This window comes from Acidobacteriota bacterium, from assembly GCA_016713675.1.
In the GTDB taxonomy this organism is placed as follows: domain Bacteria; phylum Acidobacteriota; class Blastocatellia; order Pyrinomonadales; family Pyrinomonadaceae; genus OLB17.
The window spans coordinates 1,744,370-1,762,534 of record JADJOS010000001.1 but is presented as its reverse complement, the minus strand read 5'-3'; the positions used below and the strand labels follow the sequence as shown (position 1 = coordinate 1,762,534).

Annotated in this window: 12 protein-coding genes; 6 read left to right on the top strand and 6 right to left on the bottom strand. The window is 53.5% G+C overall.

Annotated features, from left to right (window positions below; translation table 11 throughout):
* Window positions 1–27: 27 nt before the first annotated feature.
* Complete coding sequence (locus tag IPK01_07990; protein MBK7933434.1) at window positions 28–1,065, bottom strand: zinc-dependent alcohol dehydrogenase family protein; 1,038 nt, start codon at window positions 1,063–1,065, stop codon at window positions 28–30.
* Between the two features lie 204 nt (window positions 1,066–1,269).
* Between IPK01_07990 and IPK01_07985 the strand changes: the two genes are divergently transcribed.
* From IPK01_07985 to IPK01_07965, 5 genes are read left to right on the top strand one after another with little or no spacing between them, the layout of a single operon-like run.
* Complete coding sequence (locus IPK01_07985) at window positions 1,270–1,989, top strand: peptidoglycan-binding protein (protein MBK7933433.1); 720 nt, start codon at window positions 1,270–1,272, stop codon at window positions 1,987–1,989.
* Between the two features lie 53 nt (window positions 1,990–2,042).
* Window positions 2,043–3,317, top strand: coding sequence for a sterol desaturase family protein (locus IPK01_07980; GenBank protein MBK7933432.1), 1,275 nt, complete (start codon window positions 2,043–2,045; stop codon window positions 3,315–3,317).
* Window positions 3,318–3,321: 4 nt separating this feature from the next.
* A complete protein-coding gene (locus tag IPK01_07975) occupies window positions 3,322–3,753 on the top strand; it encodes a DUF3225 domain-containing protein (protein MBK7933431.1) in 432 nt (143 codons plus the stop codon).
* Window positions 3,754–3,807: 54 nt separating this feature from the next.
* Window positions 3,808–4,770, top strand: coding sequence for a hypothetical protein (locus tag IPK01_07970; GenBank protein ID MBK7933430.1), 963 nt, complete (start codon window positions 3,808–3,810; stop codon window positions 4,768–4,770).
* Between the two features lie 58 nt (window positions 4,771–4,828).
* Entirely contained in the window at window positions 4,829–6,814 is a 1,986-nt protein-coding gene (locus IPK01_07965) for a S9 family peptidase (GenBank protein ID MBK7933429.1), read from the top strand.
* A gap of 116 nt (window positions 6,815–6,930) precedes the next feature.
* Here the strand turns inward: IPK01_07965 and IPK01_07960 are convergent, their stop codons facing one another.
* The 5 genes from IPK01_07960 to IPK01_07940 form a co-directional block, all read right to left on the bottom strand.
* Window positions 6,931–10,209, bottom strand: coding sequence for a VCBS repeat-containing protein (locus tag IPK01_07960; protein ID MBK7933428.1), 3,279 nt, complete (start codon window positions 10,207–10,209; stop codon window positions 6,931–6,933).
* 140 nt (window positions 10,210–10,349) lie between these two features.
* The gene (locus IPK01_07955; protein MBK7933427.1) at window positions 10,350–11,405 is read right to left on the bottom strand and encodes a Gfo/Idh/MocA family oxidoreductase; all 1,056 of its coding nucleotides are present in this window, start codon (window positions 11,403–11,405) and stop codon (window positions 10,350–10,352) included.
* Window positions 11,406–11,541: 136 nt separating this feature from the next.
* A complete protein-coding gene (locus IPK01_07950) occupies window positions 11,542–12,009 on the bottom strand; it encodes a hypothetical protein (protein MBK7933426.1) in 468 nt (155 codons plus the stop codon).
* Between the two features lie 90 nt (window positions 12,010–12,099).
* Entirely contained in the window at window positions 12,100–12,942 is an 843-nt protein-coding gene (locus IPK01_07945; protein ID MBK7933425.1) for a hypothetical protein, read from the bottom strand.
* A 161-nt stretch (window positions 12,943–13,103) separates the two neighbouring features.
* Entirely contained in the window at window positions 13,104–15,449 is a 2,346-nt protein-coding gene (locus tag IPK01_07940; protein ID MBK7933424.1) for an oligopeptide transporter, OPT family, read from the bottom strand.
* Window positions 15,450–15,670: 221 nt separating this feature from the next.
* Between IPK01_07940 and IPK01_07935 the strand changes: the two genes are divergently transcribed.
* Complete coding sequence (locus IPK01_07935; protein ID MBK7933423.1) at window positions 15,671–18,076, top strand: hypothetical protein; 2,406 nt, start codon at window positions 15,671–15,673, stop codon at window positions 18,074–18,076.
* The last annotated feature ends 89 nt before the right edge of the window (window positions 18,077–18,165 follow it).

Genomic DNA, 18,165 nt, shown 5'->3' with positions numbered 1-18,165 from the left:
CTTGCAATTTGAGAAAATATTTTCTGTTCAGAATCGGTCGATGACCGTCACGCCGGCTGCAGCAAAATTGTCCATATTGGTCAACTCAGAGATCGATCGTTCAAGCGTGATGGTTTTACGGACCAACTTCTGCGGTGCCAACCGTCCCGATCGTATCATTTCGAGCATTTCACCGTAGCGATCGGCTTGCATTCCGTGGCTGCCGATTATTTCGAGTTCGCGGCCAATGACCTTGTCGACAGGGATCGGCGCAAGGTGTTTGCCTGATTCCAAAATGCCGACCTGGATATGCTTGCCGCGTTTGCGTAAAGACGAGATCGAATTGACGAGAATATCGGGATGGCCGAGGGCGTCGAGCGAGATGTGTGATCCGCCGCCTGTCGTGTCGAGAATCGCTTTGATCGGATCTGTCTGATTTGAGTTAATGACGATATCCGCTCCGATCGACCGTGCGAAATCGAGTTTTTCGTCATTAATATCGACCGCGATCACACGTGCTTCAAATGCCGCTGCGATCATTATCGCCGACAGGCCGACACCGCCGCAGCCGTGGACGGCGACCCATTGGCCGGCCTCGACCTTTCCCTGATCGACTACCGCCCGAAACGATGTCGCAAATCTACAGCCGAGCGATGCGGCCGTGACGAAATCGATCTCTTCGGGAAGAACCACGAGATTTGTATCAGCATATTCGATCGCGACGAACTCAGCAAAACCGCCCCAAGCGGTAAAGCCCGGCTGGAATTGCCGGTCGCAGACCTGCTGGTTGCCGGAGCGGCATTGCTCGCACGTTCCGCAACCGCAGACGAACGGCAGCGTTACGCGGTCGCCCGCTTTCCAATTTTTGATCTCCGAGCCGAGAGTCACAACCTCTCCGGACAATTCGTGGCCCGGGACATGCGGCAATTTGATATCCGGATCATTGCCAACGAGTCCGTGCCAGTCGCTGCGGCAGATACCGCAAGCCTTGACGGCCAGGACGACGCCGGTTGGTGTCGGAGCCGGATCAGCGACAACTTGTATACTGATCGGTCCGTTGAATTGTTCGTAAACGGCAGCGTTCATTGCTTTGACCACCTGCTAGACCCGGAGCGTTCTGATTGCCCCTATTCTACTAGTATCTACGCGAAAAATCCTTGACATATTTGCGAATTAGTCCGATACTTCTCAGGTCAATAAATACAAATTACGGGTTGGTTTTGCTGTAGGGTCACAGGCGAAATTCTCTTAGCGACCCAACAGCTTCACCGACCAAATGGAGATCAACTAATGTTAAAGCGACTGTTTTTGATAATGTCAGTGCTCGTTCTATTCTCGACCGCAGTATTTGCTCAAGGGTCGTCCGCAACTCCGACCGCTTCGCCAACTGCAACCCCGGCGACAAAGGCGAAGAAGCCCGTTTTCCGTTCCAATAAGGATCAGGTAAAGCAGGCCCAGACTATGCTTAAAGAGAAGAAAGCATTTGCCGGCGAGGTAACCGGAGTATCGAGTCCGGAATGGAAAACCGCGGTCAAGTCTTATCAAAGTGACAATGGCCTGACCAAAACCGGTTCGCTCAATCGAGCCACGCTCGAGAAAATGGGCATCGCTCTTACCGACAAACAGAAAGAGATCCCGGTAAACCCTGACCATATCGCGTCGGGCGATTCTAAGCCCGCAAAGTTAACGGACAAAACGAACGCCACCAAAACCGAAGCTAAAACGAGCGATGGGCCAAAACGGCCGGCGCCGTTTCAGGCCAATAAGGATCAGATCACTGCTCTTCAAACAAAACTGAAGGACGCCAAACTCTTTGGCGGTGAAGCAAATGGTGAACGAAGCGACGAACTGAAAGAAGCCATCAAGAAATATCAGGAAGCCAACAATCTGAAAGTAACCGGCGGAATCAACGCAGCTACGCTCGAGAAGGCGGGCATCGCTCTGACGGACAAACAAAAAGAACAGGTCGCCGCTCAGGCTGCTTATGACGCAGCCAAGGCTCCGAAGTAATAACCTCGTTTTGATCGATCAATGGCCGATGCGAGAGATACGCATCGGCCATTTTGTTTCGCATATCGTTTCGCTGTATATTTATCGCAAATCAGCAGATGCAGGACACCAATATCTACACTTATCTGACGCCGATCGCACTATTTTTTGTGCTGATCGAGGTCGGCCTTTGTATTATCTATAAACGCGATTATATGTCGTTCCCTGAGGCTATTGCCAATTTTGGCACTGCTCTAGCGAATCAGACGGTGAATGTGCTGGTCGCGGCGGGCGTGTATGTGGTCTACGGCTATCTCTGGGAAAATTATCGCGTTTGGACGATCGAATTGAACTGGTGGACGTTCATTCTGCTGCTCCTCGGTGTCGATTTTATCTTTTACTGGGTGCATCGCTGGGGGCACGCGATCAACATAATGTGGGCCGCGCATTCGCCGCATCATAGCGCGGAAGAGATGAATTTCATGGTCGCCTTGCGGGCGAGCGTTACGCAGCGGTTTTCCTCATTCCTGTTCTTTTGGCCGTTGGCACTGATCGGTTTTCAGCCGCTGCATATTTATATGATGGCTGGAATTCACCTGTTCATCGCATTTTTGCACCATACCGAGTTCATCGGCAAACTCGGATGGTTCGAAAAATATTTCACCACACCGTCGCATCACAGGGTTCACCACGGCGTCAATTTTCCGTACCTCGACAAGAATTTCGGTGAGTTTCTGATCATTTGGGACAAGATGTTCGGTTCGTTTGCCGAGGAAAAGGAAAAGGTCGTTTACGGCATCTATGACCATCCGAAGAGCTGGAATCCGATCAAGATCAACTTTCATTTCTTCATCGTGCTGTGGCGATATGCCGCCGCGACGCCGTATTGGTGGGACAAGGTCCGCGTGTGGTTCATGCCCGCCGGTTGGAGGCCCCGCGGCTTGCCGGAAAAACAAATGGTCGAGATCACGGCCGAAAATCAGGTCAAATTTCGGTCGACGATGTTCGATCGATCTCACCTTTATCTCATCGTCCAGCTCACCGTCGGCGTCTATCTGATGCTGGGTGTGATCTCAAATCTCATGGCATGGAATACAACGCAGCGTTGGCTCGGGGCAGCTTTGCTTTGGTGGCATGTTGTGAATTGGAGCGGCATTCTCGAGGCCAAACCCTGGCTCTGGGCATCCGAGAATCTGCGGATCATTACAACACTTTACGCGGTCATCGCCTTTAACGAGTTCTATCAGCCAACGCCGATGCTGTTTGCGGTTGTGGCTGTTTCGGTTTTTTCGTTCGTTTGGACAAACCTATTTTTCCGGCCGTCGAGCCCGAAGCCGGCTCCTGCGTAAACCTATGAAGATCTTATTCTCGATAATCATTTTGACGATCGCTTTCACAGCAGTCTCGGCACAAACAGACAGATCCTCGCTCGCTATCCGCAAGGTCATGGACGACCAATCGGCGGCATGGAATCGCGGAGATATCGAAGCATTTATGGCGATCGGTTATTGGAGATCCGAGAAGCTCACGTTCATCTCGGGCGACAAGGTCACGCGAGGATGGCAGCAGACGCTCGACAACTACAAAAAGAGCTATGATTCGCGTGCAAAAATGGGAGTTCTAACGTTTTCGGATCTCGAGATCACGATGCTTGGCAAAGACCACGCCGTCGTACTCGGCAACTGGTCTCTTAAACGTGAAAAGGACGCGCCGAACGGCAAGTTCACGCTGACTTTCCGTAAATTCAAAGAAGGGTGGCGGATAATAATGGATCATACAAGCTGATCGACTTTACAAAACTCGGAACTTTAGATCGAGCTCGGCGTAAATGATTCCGTTATGAGATCGATCACTTTCGTCATTATTTTTGCTTTATCCGCCGCATTCGCAACATATTCTCAGACTCCAACACCACTCACTGAGAAGGATTATGTCCGCGTTAATGCCAATTCAGAGGCCGGTTTTGGGTATCCATATTATTTGTATGTCCCGCCCGAGGTCAGGAACGTTCCCGATAAAAAGGCGGTTCAAACCATTCTTGTTTTGCCGAATAACACCGGCATTCTGGATGACGATCTCGCAGTACACGAGGCCGATGTCAAAAGGCGAATGGCCGGCGCCGGTGCGATCGCTTCCGCACTCAAGATCGCGGTGCTGATGCCGGTCTTTCCGCGGCCAAAATCCGATTGGCAGATATACACACACGCTCTCGACCGTGATTCGATGGTTACTGAAAAACGCGAATATCGTCAGCTCGACCTGCATCTGGTCGCGATGATCGACGACGCCCGTAACAAGCTCAAAGAGGACGGCCTCGTTTTCGACAAACGCGTGCTGATCAATGGCTTTTCCGCCTCGGGCATGTTTACCAACCGGTTTACGTTCCTCCACCCTGATCGAGTCAAGGCCGCGGCCATTGGTTCGCCCGGCGGCTGGCCGATCGCTCCGGTCGAAAAATATAAGGACAAAACGCTGCGATATCCGATCGGGGTCGCCGACATAAAAACTGTCGCGGGCCGCAAACTCGATCTCAAAACACTGCGAAACGTCCCGCTGTTCATTTTTCTCGGCGACAAGGATACGAACGACTCAGTTCCGTTTGGAGATTCGTACGACGACATTGACCGCGAACTGATCAACTCGCTCTTCGGCTCGACGCCGGTCTCGCGTTGGAAGATCTCAGAGCAGCTCTATAAAGACGCCGGGCTCAATGCCGAATTCAAGCTCTACCCTGACGTGCCTCATACGGTGACGCCGCTTATGCGCGACGACATTCGCGCGTTCTTTCTAAAGCACAAATAGCGGTTCTAAGTGCCTCGCTGGTGTATAATGCACGCATAAATCATCAGCGAGGTTACAAATGAAAGCACTACGCATTGCCGCACTATTGTTCGTCATTTTCGTGCCGGCCTTTGGCCAGAATTACACGATCCAGCAGTACCTGAATATAAAATCGGCGTCTTCGCCGTCGTTTTCGCCGGACGGACGTGAAATGGCATATCTGACGAATGTGACCGGTACAGCACAGGTCTGGTCGACAGTTATTTCATCGCCAAAGCCGCGGCAGCTCACCAATTACGAAGACAACATCGGCTTTGTAAAATGGCTCGGCGACGGCAGCGGCATCATCTTCGGCAAGGCAAAGGGCGGCGACGAGAACACCCAATTTTATTGGATGAAACCTGACGGAAGCGGAGTACGGCCGCTGACGAACGCCCCAACGGTCCGGCATAATTTCGGCGAGGTCTCTGGCGACGGCCGTTACATTTTCTACGCCTCGAACAAACGCAACCGAACATTTTTTGATATCTATTCGATGGATATCGTGTCGGGCGTGGAGAAACTGCTGTTCCAACAGGACGGCAGCAATAGTGTTGCGGCAGTCAACAGTGACGGTTCGATACTGATCGTTTCCCGTTCGAGCGTAGAGTTCAGCCTCGACAACGATCTCTATCTCGTCGACACCAAGATCGGCAAAGATCAGCTTTTAACGCCGCACAAAGACGCGACGCAGTACGGCGGCGTAAGCTTTTTGCCGGACGGCAAGTCGCTCGTCCTCGGCTCGGACGAAGGCCGTGAGTTTTTCACGCTTGCCAATCTGCGGCTCAAGAATGCTGCAAATTCCGGTGACTGGAGCGATGGCAACCGCGAACTTCGGTTCATCGACGGCGTGACCAATGACGTTTCAAATATCACGATGGCCGATTCGCCGAGTACGGTCGCGTTTGCCACCAACCGCGAAGGCTTTTCGGAACTCTGGCTGCAGCCGATCGAAACCGGCGGCAAACCGCTGGTCACATTTTTCACCGGCAAACTGCAAAAGATATCGCTGCCAGGCCAGGGCGTTGTCGGCGGCATGACGATCGACCGCGGCGAGTCGAAACTCGCGTTCTCGTTCAGCTCGCCCAAGAGCAGCGGCGAGATCTGGGTTTACGACTTTGAGACCAAAAAGCTCAAACAAATCACCAAAAGCGATCAGGCCGGGATAGATCCGAAGACGTTTGTCGCACCGGAGCTGATCAAGTATAAGTCGTTCGACGGACGCGAGATCCCAGCTTGGTATTATAAGCCGAAAGACATATATGGTTTCGTAATGATGGGTCCAATTGGAAAACAGCGTGATGGAAGCCCCTCTACGTTCCGGCCAACGCGGAAACCACCGGGAGATCCTGTCATCGTTTCGGTCCACGGCGGACCCGAAGGGCAATCGCGGCCCGGATTTAATCCGCTGTTCCAATATTATCTTTCGAGAGGCTATGCGGTGCTAGACCTGAATGTTCGCGGTTCGACCGGTTTTGGCAAGACTTACACGCATCTTGACGATGTCGAGAAACGCGAAGATTCGGTCAAGGATCTCGCATATTCGGTCGAATGGCTCAAGACAAAGGGCGGAGCCGATCCGAAGAAGATCGCCGTCATGGGCGGCAGCTACGGCGGTTATATGACGATGGCCGCGATCACGCTTTATCCCGAACTGTGGGCGGCCGCAGTCAACACTGTCGGTATCGTCAATTGGGAAACATTCCTGCAAAATACTTCCGGATATCGCCGCCGTCAGCGCGAGGTCGAATACGGCCGGCTCGACAAGGACATCGAATTTCTGCGCCGCATTTCGCCGATCCGCAAGATCGGCCAGATCAAAACACCATTGTTTGTGATCCACGGCAAAAACGATCCGCGGGTACCGTATACTGAGGCCGAACAGGTCGTCACCGCTCTCAAGAAACGAGGTGCAACGGTCGAATACAAACTCTACAACGACGAAGGCCACGGCATCTCGAAGCTCAAGAACCGCCTCGATCTATATCCACTGGTCGCAGATTTTCTGGACAAATATATGAAGTAGTGTCGAATACGTTATTGGCCGCGAAATGATCGAAAGGACGCGAGAAAGAACAATTTGTTCTCTTTCGCGTCCTTTTGCGTGTTTCCCGGTCAGCTTCTGTTAAGCAGCCGAAAGGGTTACCTCACGTATGCGTTCGGAACCGGGAGGTCGCCGGTCGTTCCGAATGCCTGAATGAGCGTGCCGGCGGTCGAGCGTTGGACGAACCAGGTTGAGCCTGTCGGCCGGAATACTGCCGCGTCGAACTTGCCATCACCGTCATAATCGCCCGGCGTCGGGACATCGCCGGTGGTGCCGAACGGGAACGAGAAGAAGCTCAGGTCCTCACTGCGAAGTACGAACCAATTACCATTCGATGGCCGCCAAATGGCGATGTCAGCCTTGCCGTCACCGGTGAAATCGCCTTGGACCGTCTTGTCCGTATTTGCTCCGAATGTGACCGCAAAAACTGAGCCGCCAGTGCTTCGCTGGATCCACCACTGACCCAAACTAGGTCGATAAATAGCAATGTCAGATCTGCCGTCGCCGTCGTAGTCAGCGTTGACCGGCACATCTCCAGCCGTACCGAAAGTTTGGATAACCGTGCCGAACACGGACCCCTGAATGAACCAGGTGCTGGTCGAAGGACGGAAAACGGTCGCGTCGGTCCTGCCGTCGCCGTCATAATCACCGGGCGCCGGAACGTCGCCGTCCGTTCCGAACGGGAAAGCAAAGAATGAGAAATCTTCACTACGCAGCACGAACCAGTTGCCGTTCGAGGGTCGGAATATCGCCACGTCGGCCTTGCCGTCACCGGTGTAGTCGCCCGGAACCAATTTGTCCGTCGAGTTACCGAACGTGACCGCCCCGTTGCTGCCGTTGGACGAACGAAGATACCACCATTCGCCCGGGCCCGGACGGAAGATCGAAAGGTCGGTCTTCGAATCGCCGTCAAAATCGAATGGCGAACGGATCAGCGAGGCTGCCAGGCTGACCTCATACATACCCTTGCCGTGAGTGGCTACGCGGAGCTTCCGGGGGGAACCATTGGCGATCGCCATGTCAAAGACCGCGACACGCGGCAAGCCCGTTCCAAACGGCGTCCAGTTCGCACCGGCGTCGGTCGAGACATAAACACCGATATCGGTTCCGGCATAGAGTGTGTTCGAGTTCGTCGGATCGACGATAAAAGCACTCACCGGCACTGCTGGGATCGTTCCGGAGATATTTGTCCAAGTGGGCGCTCCGGTGTTCAAGTTTGTCGTCTTGAATACATTCGGGACGCCGAAATTCGAAAGAGTAACGTACGCGATCGCAGAATTATTCGGGTCGATCACCGCTCGGGAGATGAATCCGTCGGTAACCTGCCCTGTCGGATCGTAATTATCGAGTGTAGAGCTTCCCGTATTTGTACCAAAAAGGCCGCCCGCTCTCTGACCGATGATACGTATATTGTCATCCTGCGGCGAAATGCCGATAGCACTTATAGGCACGCCGGCCGTGATCGGGGCTTGGCTTACAACCGTATGGTTGGTTCCGTTATCAATGGTGCGATAGAGACGGTCGGTTCCGTAATAGACAGAATTTGGATTGCCGGGGCCACTCTCGAGCGGGGCATAGAACAATACCGCATCGCCGCACGTGATGCCGTTGTTCGGCGTTCCACTGTTGCAGCCTCGGAAACCCCAACCGCCTGACGTCGTGGCCCGCGTTGCATAACCGACCACATTATTTGTTTGACTAAAATAGGTGTGGTACATCCGGACATTTGTGTTATCTACAGCGTTTTGGTCAATTACCGTATAGCCGCCGTCACCGCCGTCAACTCGGTTCCAGCTAGTTCCAGTGGGATCAAAGAAATTGGTCCCGTTGTCCTGAGTACCGCCGATCGTGAAGTTCGGATCGGTCGGATGGACCGAAAGGCCCATGAACTGAGTCGCAAAGAACTCGGCCGTATTCAAGTGAGTGTAGCTCGCTCCGCTGTTCGTAGATTTGTAGATACCGCCGTCCGTACCGAGGTATACAACCGCCGGATTTGACGGTGCAACCTCGATGGCCTGTGTGTCGACGTGAACGCCCGAACCGCCCTCGGTAAATCCCGTACCGGCAGTTGTCGAAAAACCGGCTATCAGAGTAGGCGAACCGCCAAGATACAGGCGGCTTGCGTTCGTCGGATCGACGGCGATAGCAACGTCATAAAAACACTGTGGTGTGCAGAAATTGTTGTCAACCTGCTGTATCCACGACGCACCGCCGTCAGTAGATCGCAAAACCCTTCCGCCCAGATTGCCGGTGGCGGCATAAAATGTGGCATCGGTGTCGCCCGGAGGATGGATCGACGTAAGTTCCGTTGTCAATTCGCTGGTCGAAGTGCCGGTGTACGACTGGGTTTGCGTAAAAGTCGGATTTGCGGCCAGAGCATCGACCGAGCGGTAAATGCCGCCGGTGGGCCCGGCTGCGACCAGTCCGGCAACGAGGATGTTCGGATTATTCGGGTCGATAGCGAGATCACGAACGCTGGCATTTACATTCGCCGCGAGGCCGGTCAACTTGGCAAAAGTAGGGGTAGCACCGGCGGCGTTCGTTGACCGGTAGATTCCGCGTGAAGGCAAAATATTGTTCGCCGCACCGCCGATACCGCCGACTCCGGACGTTGTAGCAACAAAGATCGTATTCGAGTCTGTCGGATGAACGATGATCTCTGCCACTCCGCGTCCGGTAAAGACGTCGGCGTTTCCGGAGTCCTTATTGAGCGGTCCCGTCAAATTGGCTGTGGTCGAAGCGTTATTGATGCGATAAACACCAACACCGAAAAAGCTATCCGCTGAGAAGTTAGGCTCGCCTGTACCGACATATACGATCTCAGGATCAGATTTGGAAATAGCGATCGCACCGATCGCCAGACTCTGGGCCCCATCCATAAGGGCCGACCAACTCGCTCCGCCGTTTGTCGAGCGGTAAAGCCCGCCCTGTGCCGCACCGACATACACGATGTCAGGGTTTGTCGGATGTACCGCGATCGCGATCACCCGGCCCGAGTACCTCGCTCCGCCGGCAATGATCGGCGCAGGGCCGATGGCCGTCCAAGGTGCAAGCAACGCGTTCTTTTCGGGCGAATTGGGCCGTCTTGTTAGCGAATCAGCTTGCCTGTCCATCTCGGCAAGTGCTCTGGGGCGTTCCTGAGGGTCGACCGGCATGTCGTTATTGATCCCACGCCTGATGCCGAATGAGATGGCCCGCTGTTCGAGAAATTCCTCTTTTGTGATCGAGTTTTTAGCATTACGCAGCATCGCCGGAATGTCAGGTTCACGGTCGTTAAAAATATCGATCTGAGCCAAAGTGCTCGAGATCGGAGACCAAAACAAAATGGTGATGACCGCGACCGCAGCCAAACATACAGCAATAACAACTTTTTTCATAACAACCTCGATGAACGCTATAACTTATATCTGATGGAATGAGGGGATTTGTCTAATTCGTAAATATTAGGTCTATTGCCGGGAATATTCAAGCGTTTGCAGCGAGGAATTTGGTGCCATCGTGCGGACAGGCCATTTGCTCATGCGTCAACTCGCGTATTTCCGCCAACATCGATCCTTCTCCCCGAAGCATTCGACTCTCGGGCGGCATCCAAAACTCGCTGCACCCGCAGCCCGTCCTCGAAGGTCGCTGCATGCTCGATCAGCACCTTACCGCTGGTGATTGCGTCGATGATGTGCGGTGCAAAGTCCATGAAACCGCGTGCAAAGCCGGTGTCGGCAACGCCCGGGATATTGGCTGCCAACGGAACTTTGATCTCGCTCCAATCGTCGTCTCCCGCCCTCGCGAGAAATACGTCTCCGATATGATCGATCCGGATCGCTCCGTCCGTACCATAGAACTCGAGACGGTTCTTGTATTTTGGATATTCGGTCATTGAAACAGAGACGAGGCCCGTTGCATCGTCAGTAAGTTCGCTGTCTGCAAAACGGAGCAGCATGTTCGATTCGTCATCACTTGTGACGGCGCGCATTTCGCCGTCGCTGCGGGGCCGCTGCTTGATGTGTGTCTGCAGTTGGCACGTGACACTTGCAACGTCAGTTCCAAGGAACCAATTGAACGAATCGATGATATGCGAGACGATCGCTCCCAAAGCTCCGCCGCCGACCGAGGCATCCGACCACCAGTTCCACGCGATATTCGGGTCGCCGCGATGCGGTGCCTGAAAGATAAATTTCGCATGCCGGACCTTTCCGATCACATTGTCGCGGAGCATTTTGTAAACAGCCTGACGTCCGGGCTGAAATCGCAGTTCGTGGTCGATCAATGTCAGCAGCGGTTTGTCCTTTGCTGCCTCGATCATATCGAGAACCTCCGCAACATTCATCGCCATCGGCTTTTCGCAGAGTATGTGTTTGTCGTGCTCGATGGCGGCGATCGTCATTTCACGATGCAGATTCGGCGGGGTGGTAATGCATACGAGATCGACGTCGTCGCGTGCCGCCGTCTCACGCCAATCCGCAGTGAAATGCTCAGCACCGCATTCTTTGGCCGTCTCCTTGGCGTTTTCGAGACTACCGCTGGCGACCGAAGCGATGCGGGTATTCGCACACGCAAGAAACGCCGGTATCTGCACGCGACGCGAAAACCCGTTCCGATAATTCCGATCCCGACCGTTTTGCTCATATTTAGATTAAATACGATAGTCGGGTCAAAAACAAAAAAGTGCGAGGTAAATCCTCACACTTTACATACATGATCTACAAATCCGGTTAATCCATCCCGAGTTCAAGGCTGCCGGACGTGCGCTTTCGACGGCCGGCGCCGTTTCGTAGGAAATGATCGTACGTTGCGTTGCTTTCGCTCTCAAGACGAATAATATGGGCACCCACAAGGAATTTTTCCATCGATAGATGCACACCTACCTTTTCGTAACGGCGGCCTATGGCCTGCATCGTTACCTTGCCAGAGGGAAGGTCGATCTCGATATTGAGTTTACGTTCCTGACCGACCAGATATTTCTCACTATCGCGGATCGAAGCTACGAGAAACGCAACGCCCGTGCGGCTGAGATCGACCGTCTCACCGGGAATTGCCATATTTTTTGCGATCTCGTGATGATGCGGCGAATTTATCTCGGGCTCGAACCAAACACGCATCGGAGCCCCGAACTTTCGCCGTGACGAGACAAGCCGCTCGGACAGCGTTCGGTTAAATTTCGAGATCAGTCTGCGTATCATCGATTTCTGAGGACAACCGAGAGAGAAGTATATCTATAACGCGTTTTTATCAACAATTCAACACGTTTTATCAAAAACGTTACACAGTGTTCACTTCTTCAACGGCTTTCCGCCGTTGTCCTTGCTGGTAACCTTGGATATTCCCTTTTGATCGAGTTCCAACAGGAATGAACGTTTTCCGCTTTTTCCATATTCCGCCGGTGTGGCGGTCGCAAAATATCGGCGCTTGTCTCCGGTCAGATGAACGGCGTAATTGTAGCCGGTTGATTCGCTCGTCAATACGTCGTCCGGCAATAGGCCGGCCTGGATGAGCACGGGAAATTCTGCAACGACGCCGTTCTGAAGCGAGTATGCAAGTTCGGCGTTCGAGATGCGTTCGAGCATTTTCTTGGCCTCGTCCTCTTTCGTCTCTATCCGCAAGTTGTAGAAGTAGTTTTTGCCCTCGGCCTTGATGCGCTTTTCGGCATCGCCCTCGACCGTCAGGATCACCCAAACGCCGTTCTCGCTTCGCAGTTTGATCGACTGTGCCTCGACCTTGCCGGTTTCCTTGTTTGGGAAATTTGCGGTCACGGTGGCGACCTCACCGGAGATGATCTCGCCGTTGATCTCGATCTCGGCCGGAACATCGCCGGCGATCGCTTCGAAATCGAGCGAAAAATCTTTGAGTTCAGCATCGGTCAGGCTCTCGATCGCCGGACGAAGATTTGTTAGGAACAATGCCTCGCGAAACTTCTTTTCCCGCAATTTGGCGTAAAACAAACGCACAGTATCAGCCGGGCCGTCCTTGTCGATAGGTATCGTTGCACCTTTTGGCTGCGGATCTGCGGTATTCGTAACTGCCGTAACATCGGCCGCCTTTGCATTCGCCTTCGGCTCGGCAACGGAACACGAGAATACAAAGGAAAGTACGAAAGCCGCAAACGCTATTCGCATCAATGCGTTTTGTGAGCTGTACAAATTAACTCGTTTTATCATCTCTCGCAATTTTTTGAACGCTGATTTGAGGAACCGCACGAAAGAAAGATGCGCGGTACGAATATTTACATTATACGTACCGCGCACAAAAAGGTAAAACAAAATTTTACTTTCCAAGTTCAGTCTTTTTCGGACTTCGGCTGAGCCATCAGGCGTTCGCGTCCTACAAGGTAGAGCACGACTGCAAGGAGCAGGAACGGAATGGCTCCCAGCCACCATGCCGAATCGCCGGCAAAGAACGGATTGCTCTCGCTCGCCCAGCGGGCAGAGCCGTCCTGAATGTCCTTAAGCCACGGCACTACCGCAAAGATCGCGATCAGTATACCTGCGATCGCACCGCCCGCGATATAACCCGACGCCATAAGTACGCCGTGTGATTTATCGGTTTCCGCAACGATCTGGTCTTCGCTGAGATCTTTCTCCGCGAGTTTCTTCTTAAGATAAATATCAACGACCTTGCGGACCATACCGCCGATAAATATCGGCATCGACGTCGCGATCGGCAAATAGAGCCCAACCGCAAATGCAAGCGAAGGGACACCGACTATCTCCAGCATTATCGCGATCATCGCCCCGATCAGGACCAACCCCCACGGCAGATCCTGCCCAAGGACGCCCTTGATTATGTAGCTCATCAATGTCGCCTTTGGCGCGTCGTATCGTGTCAGCTTATTGCCGTTCGCGTCTTCCTTTACGACACCGTTGATCGCCGGATCGACAAGATAAACCGGACGGCCTTGAGGGTCGACCAAATATTTACCGATCTGGCCGCTCTTCGGGTCAGTATTCTGCCAAACCGAATATTGATTTGTATCCGCCGCAAAATCACCCGTCGCGACGCGCTCTTTTTTGACCTGGCCGTGCTCGCGAAACAGCTTATCTTCGGTCACGCTGAATGCTGCCGGGAATACCGTTGGTTCTACCTTCTGGTAGTACGTACCGCCAGTGTTCAAATAAAGCAGAAGCGGGCCGAGAACAACGGCCGACGCCAAGGCACCGGCAAGAATTGCGATCTGCTGTTTTTTCGGGGTTCCGCCGACAAGGAAACCGGTCTTCAGGTCCTGTGACGTCGTGCCGCCGTTAGATGCTGCGATACAAACGATCGCACCGATCGAAAGAGCCGTCACGAAATACGGATCGGGTGCTGTCCAGCCGAGAAACAGGAAGACGAGACACGTGAACAAAAGAGTTGCGACCGTCATTCCCGAGATGGGATTTGACGAAGAACCGACCTCACCGGTCAGCCGCGAAGACACCGTCACGAACAAAAACCCGAGAATGATAATGAGCACCGCTCCCATCACCGAGACGAATGGATGCTCGAAAATGCTCAGGCCCAACTGAGGCGAAAGCAGGATCGCCGCCAGCAGAACGATCACGCCGATGATGACATATTTCATCGAAAGGTCCTGATCGGTCCTCGGCAGTGCAGAACCGTCAGCCTCGGTGCCGCCGCCGCGAAGGTCCGCAAGGCCTGATTTGAGGCCGTGCCAGATCGTAGGCAGAGAACGTCCGAGTGAGATGATACCGGCCGCCGTAACGGCTCCCGCACCAATGTAAAGGATATATTCGCCGCGAATGTTGCCGGGCGACATGTCAGCGATATTTTTGCCGACCGCAGGTGCCAATGGCGATTCCGCAAGCGAACCGAAATATTTGATCAGCGGAATCAGCACAAGGTACGAAAGCATACCGCCGCCGAGCATGATCGCCGAGATATACGGCCCGATGATGTAACCAACGCCCAACAGAGCGGGGTTGTTCTCAAGGTGGACCGAGCCGCCTTTGAGAAAATTATCCGGCAGGTCCTTGCCCGGCTCGGGATGCCAAGCACTGAAGACGTCCATCACCGATTTGTAAATGAAACCAAGCCCAAAACCGGCGGCAATGATCTTGCCGCGGTGCAAAACTTCCGAGTCGCTCGCCGAGTCGCCTCCGGCTTGGTGTGCAGCCTCTCGCGATTCTTTCGAGGCACCCGCGATCAGCACCTGTGCACACGCTGTGCCTTCGGGATATTTGAGCAGGCCGTGCTGGTCCTTGATCAACGCTCTTCGCAGCGGGATCATCATCAGGATGCCGAGCAGGCCGCCGAGAACGGCGACCAACGTCACACGCCATATATCGAGGTCAAACCCGAGTATCAAGATCGCAGGCATCGTCACACCGACGCCGAAAGCGATCGATTCACCGGCCGATCCGGCAGTCTGCATCACATTCGCCTCAAGTATAGTCGCATCGCGCATTCCGGCCTTCGACAACAGACGAAACAACGTGATCGCAATAACAGCGACAGGTATCGACGCCGAAACCGTTAGCCCGGTCTTCAGCACGAGATAAAGCGATGACGCTCCAAATATGATACCGAGCAGCGTGCCGACGATCAGCGGAAATGCACTCAGTTCACGCAAATGGGTAACAGATGCCGGAATATATGGGCGGAAATTCTCGAGAAAAGGATTCTTCATGCCTTTTGGTCTCCTGGTTGTATGTCTGTCGCCCTCACTGTGGGCTTTAATCGGGGAAAGGAATTGGAACTTGGCTTAATTTACATTGCATTCACCTTACAAGCAAGTGATTTAGGGAATTTTTACCGTTGAGACGCGGAGACGCGGTGGAAAGAGATCGATCGGATCAGGAATATCAGGAATTGTGGTAAATTACATTCGTCAAATCGAGGTGTCTAAACATGAATTTTGTCACTAAATTCTCCGCGTCTCTGTGTCTCTGCGGTTTAGTGTTTCTGTTGGCTTTTTCAGCCGCCGCTCAGACCATTCCCGCCCCAAAGGACACTCTCGGCTTCACTCCGGGCGATGACCGAAAGCTCGCGAGTTGGGCTCAGATCGTTGATTATTTTAAGAAACTCGACGCGGCCAGCGACCGTGTGAAATTCGAGGAGATCGGCAAGACCACGATGGGAGCACCGTTTGTCTATGCGACGATCTCTAGCCCCGAAAATCTCAGGAACCTCGAAAAATATAAACAGATCAATGCCCAGCTCGCCGACCCGCGAACAATTAAAACGATCCGCCTTCGCAACGGCCGGGAGATGGCTCCGGACCTTGTTGCTCAGATGCTTGCCGGGCAGGGCAAGACCATCGTCCTCATCACCTGCGGCGTGCATTCGACCGAGGTCGGTTCGACGCTATCGTCGATGCTGATCGCACATCAACTCGCAATGGTCGATCATCCCGACGTTAAGAAGATCCTCGACAACACGATCATTCTCCTCGTGCCAAGCCTCAATCCCGACGGCGTCGATATTGTCAAGAACTGGTACGACAAAACGCTCGGCACGCCGTTCGAAGGCACAGAGCCGCCGGAGCTTTATCACAAATACGTCGGCCACGATAACAACCGCGACTGGTATGCGTTTACGCAGGTCGAGACGCAGCTCACGGTCGATAAGATCCACAACGTCTGGCACCCGCAGATCGTCCACGACATCCACCAACAGGGCGCGAACGGAGCGCGAATGTTTCTGCCGCCGTACATGCCGCCCGTCGAGCCGAACGTGCCAAAACAGATCGTCGAAGGCTACACCGAGCTCGGCACATACATGGCCGAATCGATGCGCGGCCTCGGCTACCAGGGCATCACCACCAACTCGACCTACGACGCCTGGACACCCGCACGCGCCTATTCGCACTACCACGGCGGCGTCCGCATCCTAAGCGAAACGGCCTCCGCACGCCTCGCAACGCCCGTCAACATCAAATTCGAAAACCTCCGCGTCGCCCCCGACGACGGCTACGACCCAAAGGTCGAATCCCCAAACTTCGGCCCCGTCTGGAAAGGCGGCGAATGGAACCTACGCAAAATAACCGACCACATGACCACCGCCGCCAACGCGCTACTTATGCATGCCGCCACGAATCGCGAAAAATGGCTGACGAGATTCTACGAGATCGGCAAAGAAGCGGTGCGGCCGAGGAAGGATGGGGAGTTGAGTGCCTTACAAGTGCGGGTTCATTCCACAGAGGCTGATACATTGAGGGCAATTCTTCGGCGTGCGTCTGTATCGATAATCGATACCGCAGGAATTCGGAAAAATATTCACAGTCGCGGGAAACCTTGGCCATATGAGTTTGTGATTCGAATGGACCAACCTTATTCTGCGTTTGCGAAGGCGATGCTTGAGCGGCAAGTATACCCTAATTTGTTAGATGACCATGGCGTCCCAATACCTCCTTACGATGTGACGGCGCACAGCTTACATCTATTGATGAATTTCGAAGTCACTCCGATCTTTCAAAATATCAGGCACAAGCCGATTGTAACTGGATCTTTTGGGGATTACATAGAAGAATCGTTGCCCCGGACTACAGCAGTCTTCAAGTCGTCGGTACCGACTATGGATTTCGGTTGGACACAATGGGTCTTGCAGCAATATACATTCGCACACCGGTGGAAAATCGGAGCGAAATCGCTTAGTGACTCAATGCTCCGAAAATCGGTACCCATTTTCGACACGATCATTTTCCCCGATCAACCTGCCAACCAGATACTTAACGGCTACGCAAAAGGCTCGATGCCGGATGAATTTACGGGCGGCGTAGGTAAAGATGGCATCGCAAATCTCAAGAAATTTGTCGAGGCTGGTGGGACGCTTGTATTTCTGAATCGTTCGTCGGATTTTGCGATCGAACAATTTAACCTTCCGATCAAAAACGTGACCAAGGGTCTCGCACGAAAGGATTTCTACGTCCCCGGTTCAATCCTCCGCACGGAACTCGATATTGCTAATTCTCTAGCTGAAGCCATGCCCGAAGAATCGATTGCATGGTTCGAAAACTCGCCCGCGTTTGAATTGTCAGAACCCCCTGCGTTAGTGGGGGGCACGAACGCCGCGACGAGTAAGCCGCCCACTAACGCAGGCGGTTCTGACATAAGGGTCATCGCCCGCTATCCGACCGACCCGAAACAGATCCTCCTCTCCGGCTGGGCACTCGGCGCCGAGAGGATCGCGGGCAAGGCCGCACTCGTCGAGGTCACAATGGGCAAAGGCAAGATAATCCTATTCGGCTTCCGCCCGCAATATCGCGGCCAGTCGCTGGCGACATTTCCTCTACTATTCAACGCGATCTCGCAGTGAAGTTCTTTTTGAACGCAGATGAAGCGGATTAGGCGGATTTTCGCCCATGAGGACAAGGATTGGCTTAGTTTTTTCTATCCGCGTAAATC

Bases quoted from the DNA above. Each gene is read 5' to 3' on its own strand.
- IPK01_07990 (MBK7933434.1), bottom strand. From the start codon at position 1,065: ATGAACGCTGCCGTTTACGAACAATTCAACGGACCGATCAGTATACAA.
- IPK01_07985 (MBK7933433.1), top strand. From the start codon at position 1,270: ATGTTAAAGCGACTGTTTTTGATAATGTCAGTGCTCGTTCTATTCTCG.
- IPK01_07975 (MBK7933431.1), top strand. From the start codon at position 3,322: ATGAAGATCTTATTCTCGATAATCATTTTGACGATCGCTTTCACAGCA.
- IPK01_07970 (MBK7933430.1), top strand. From the start codon at position 3,808: ATGAGATCGATCACTTTCGTCATTATTTTTGCTTTATCCGCCGCATTC.
- IPK01_07965 (MBK7933429.1), top strand. From the start codon at position 4,829: ATGAAAGCACTACGCATTGCCGCACTATTGTTCGTCATTTTCGTGCCG.
- IPK01_07960 (MBK7933428.1), bottom strand. From the start codon at position 10,209: ATGAAAAAAGTTGTTATTGCTGTATGTTTGGCTGCGGTCGCGGTCATC.
- IPK01_07950 (MBK7933426.1), bottom strand. From the start codon at position 12,009: ATGATACGCAGACTGATCTCGAAATTTAACCGAACGCTGTCCGAGCGG.
- IPK01_07945 (MBK7933425.1), bottom strand. From the start codon at position 12,942: ATGCGAATAGCGTTTGCGGCTTTCGTACTTTCCTTTGTATTCTCGTGT.
- IPK01_07940 (MBK7933424.1), bottom strand. From the start codon at position 15,449: ATGAAGAATCCTTTTCTCGAGAATTTCCGCCCATATATTCCGGCATCT.
- IPK01_07935 (MBK7933423.1), top strand. From the start codon at position 15,671: ATGAATTTTGTCACTAAATTCTCCGCGTCTCTGTGTCTCTGCGGTTTA.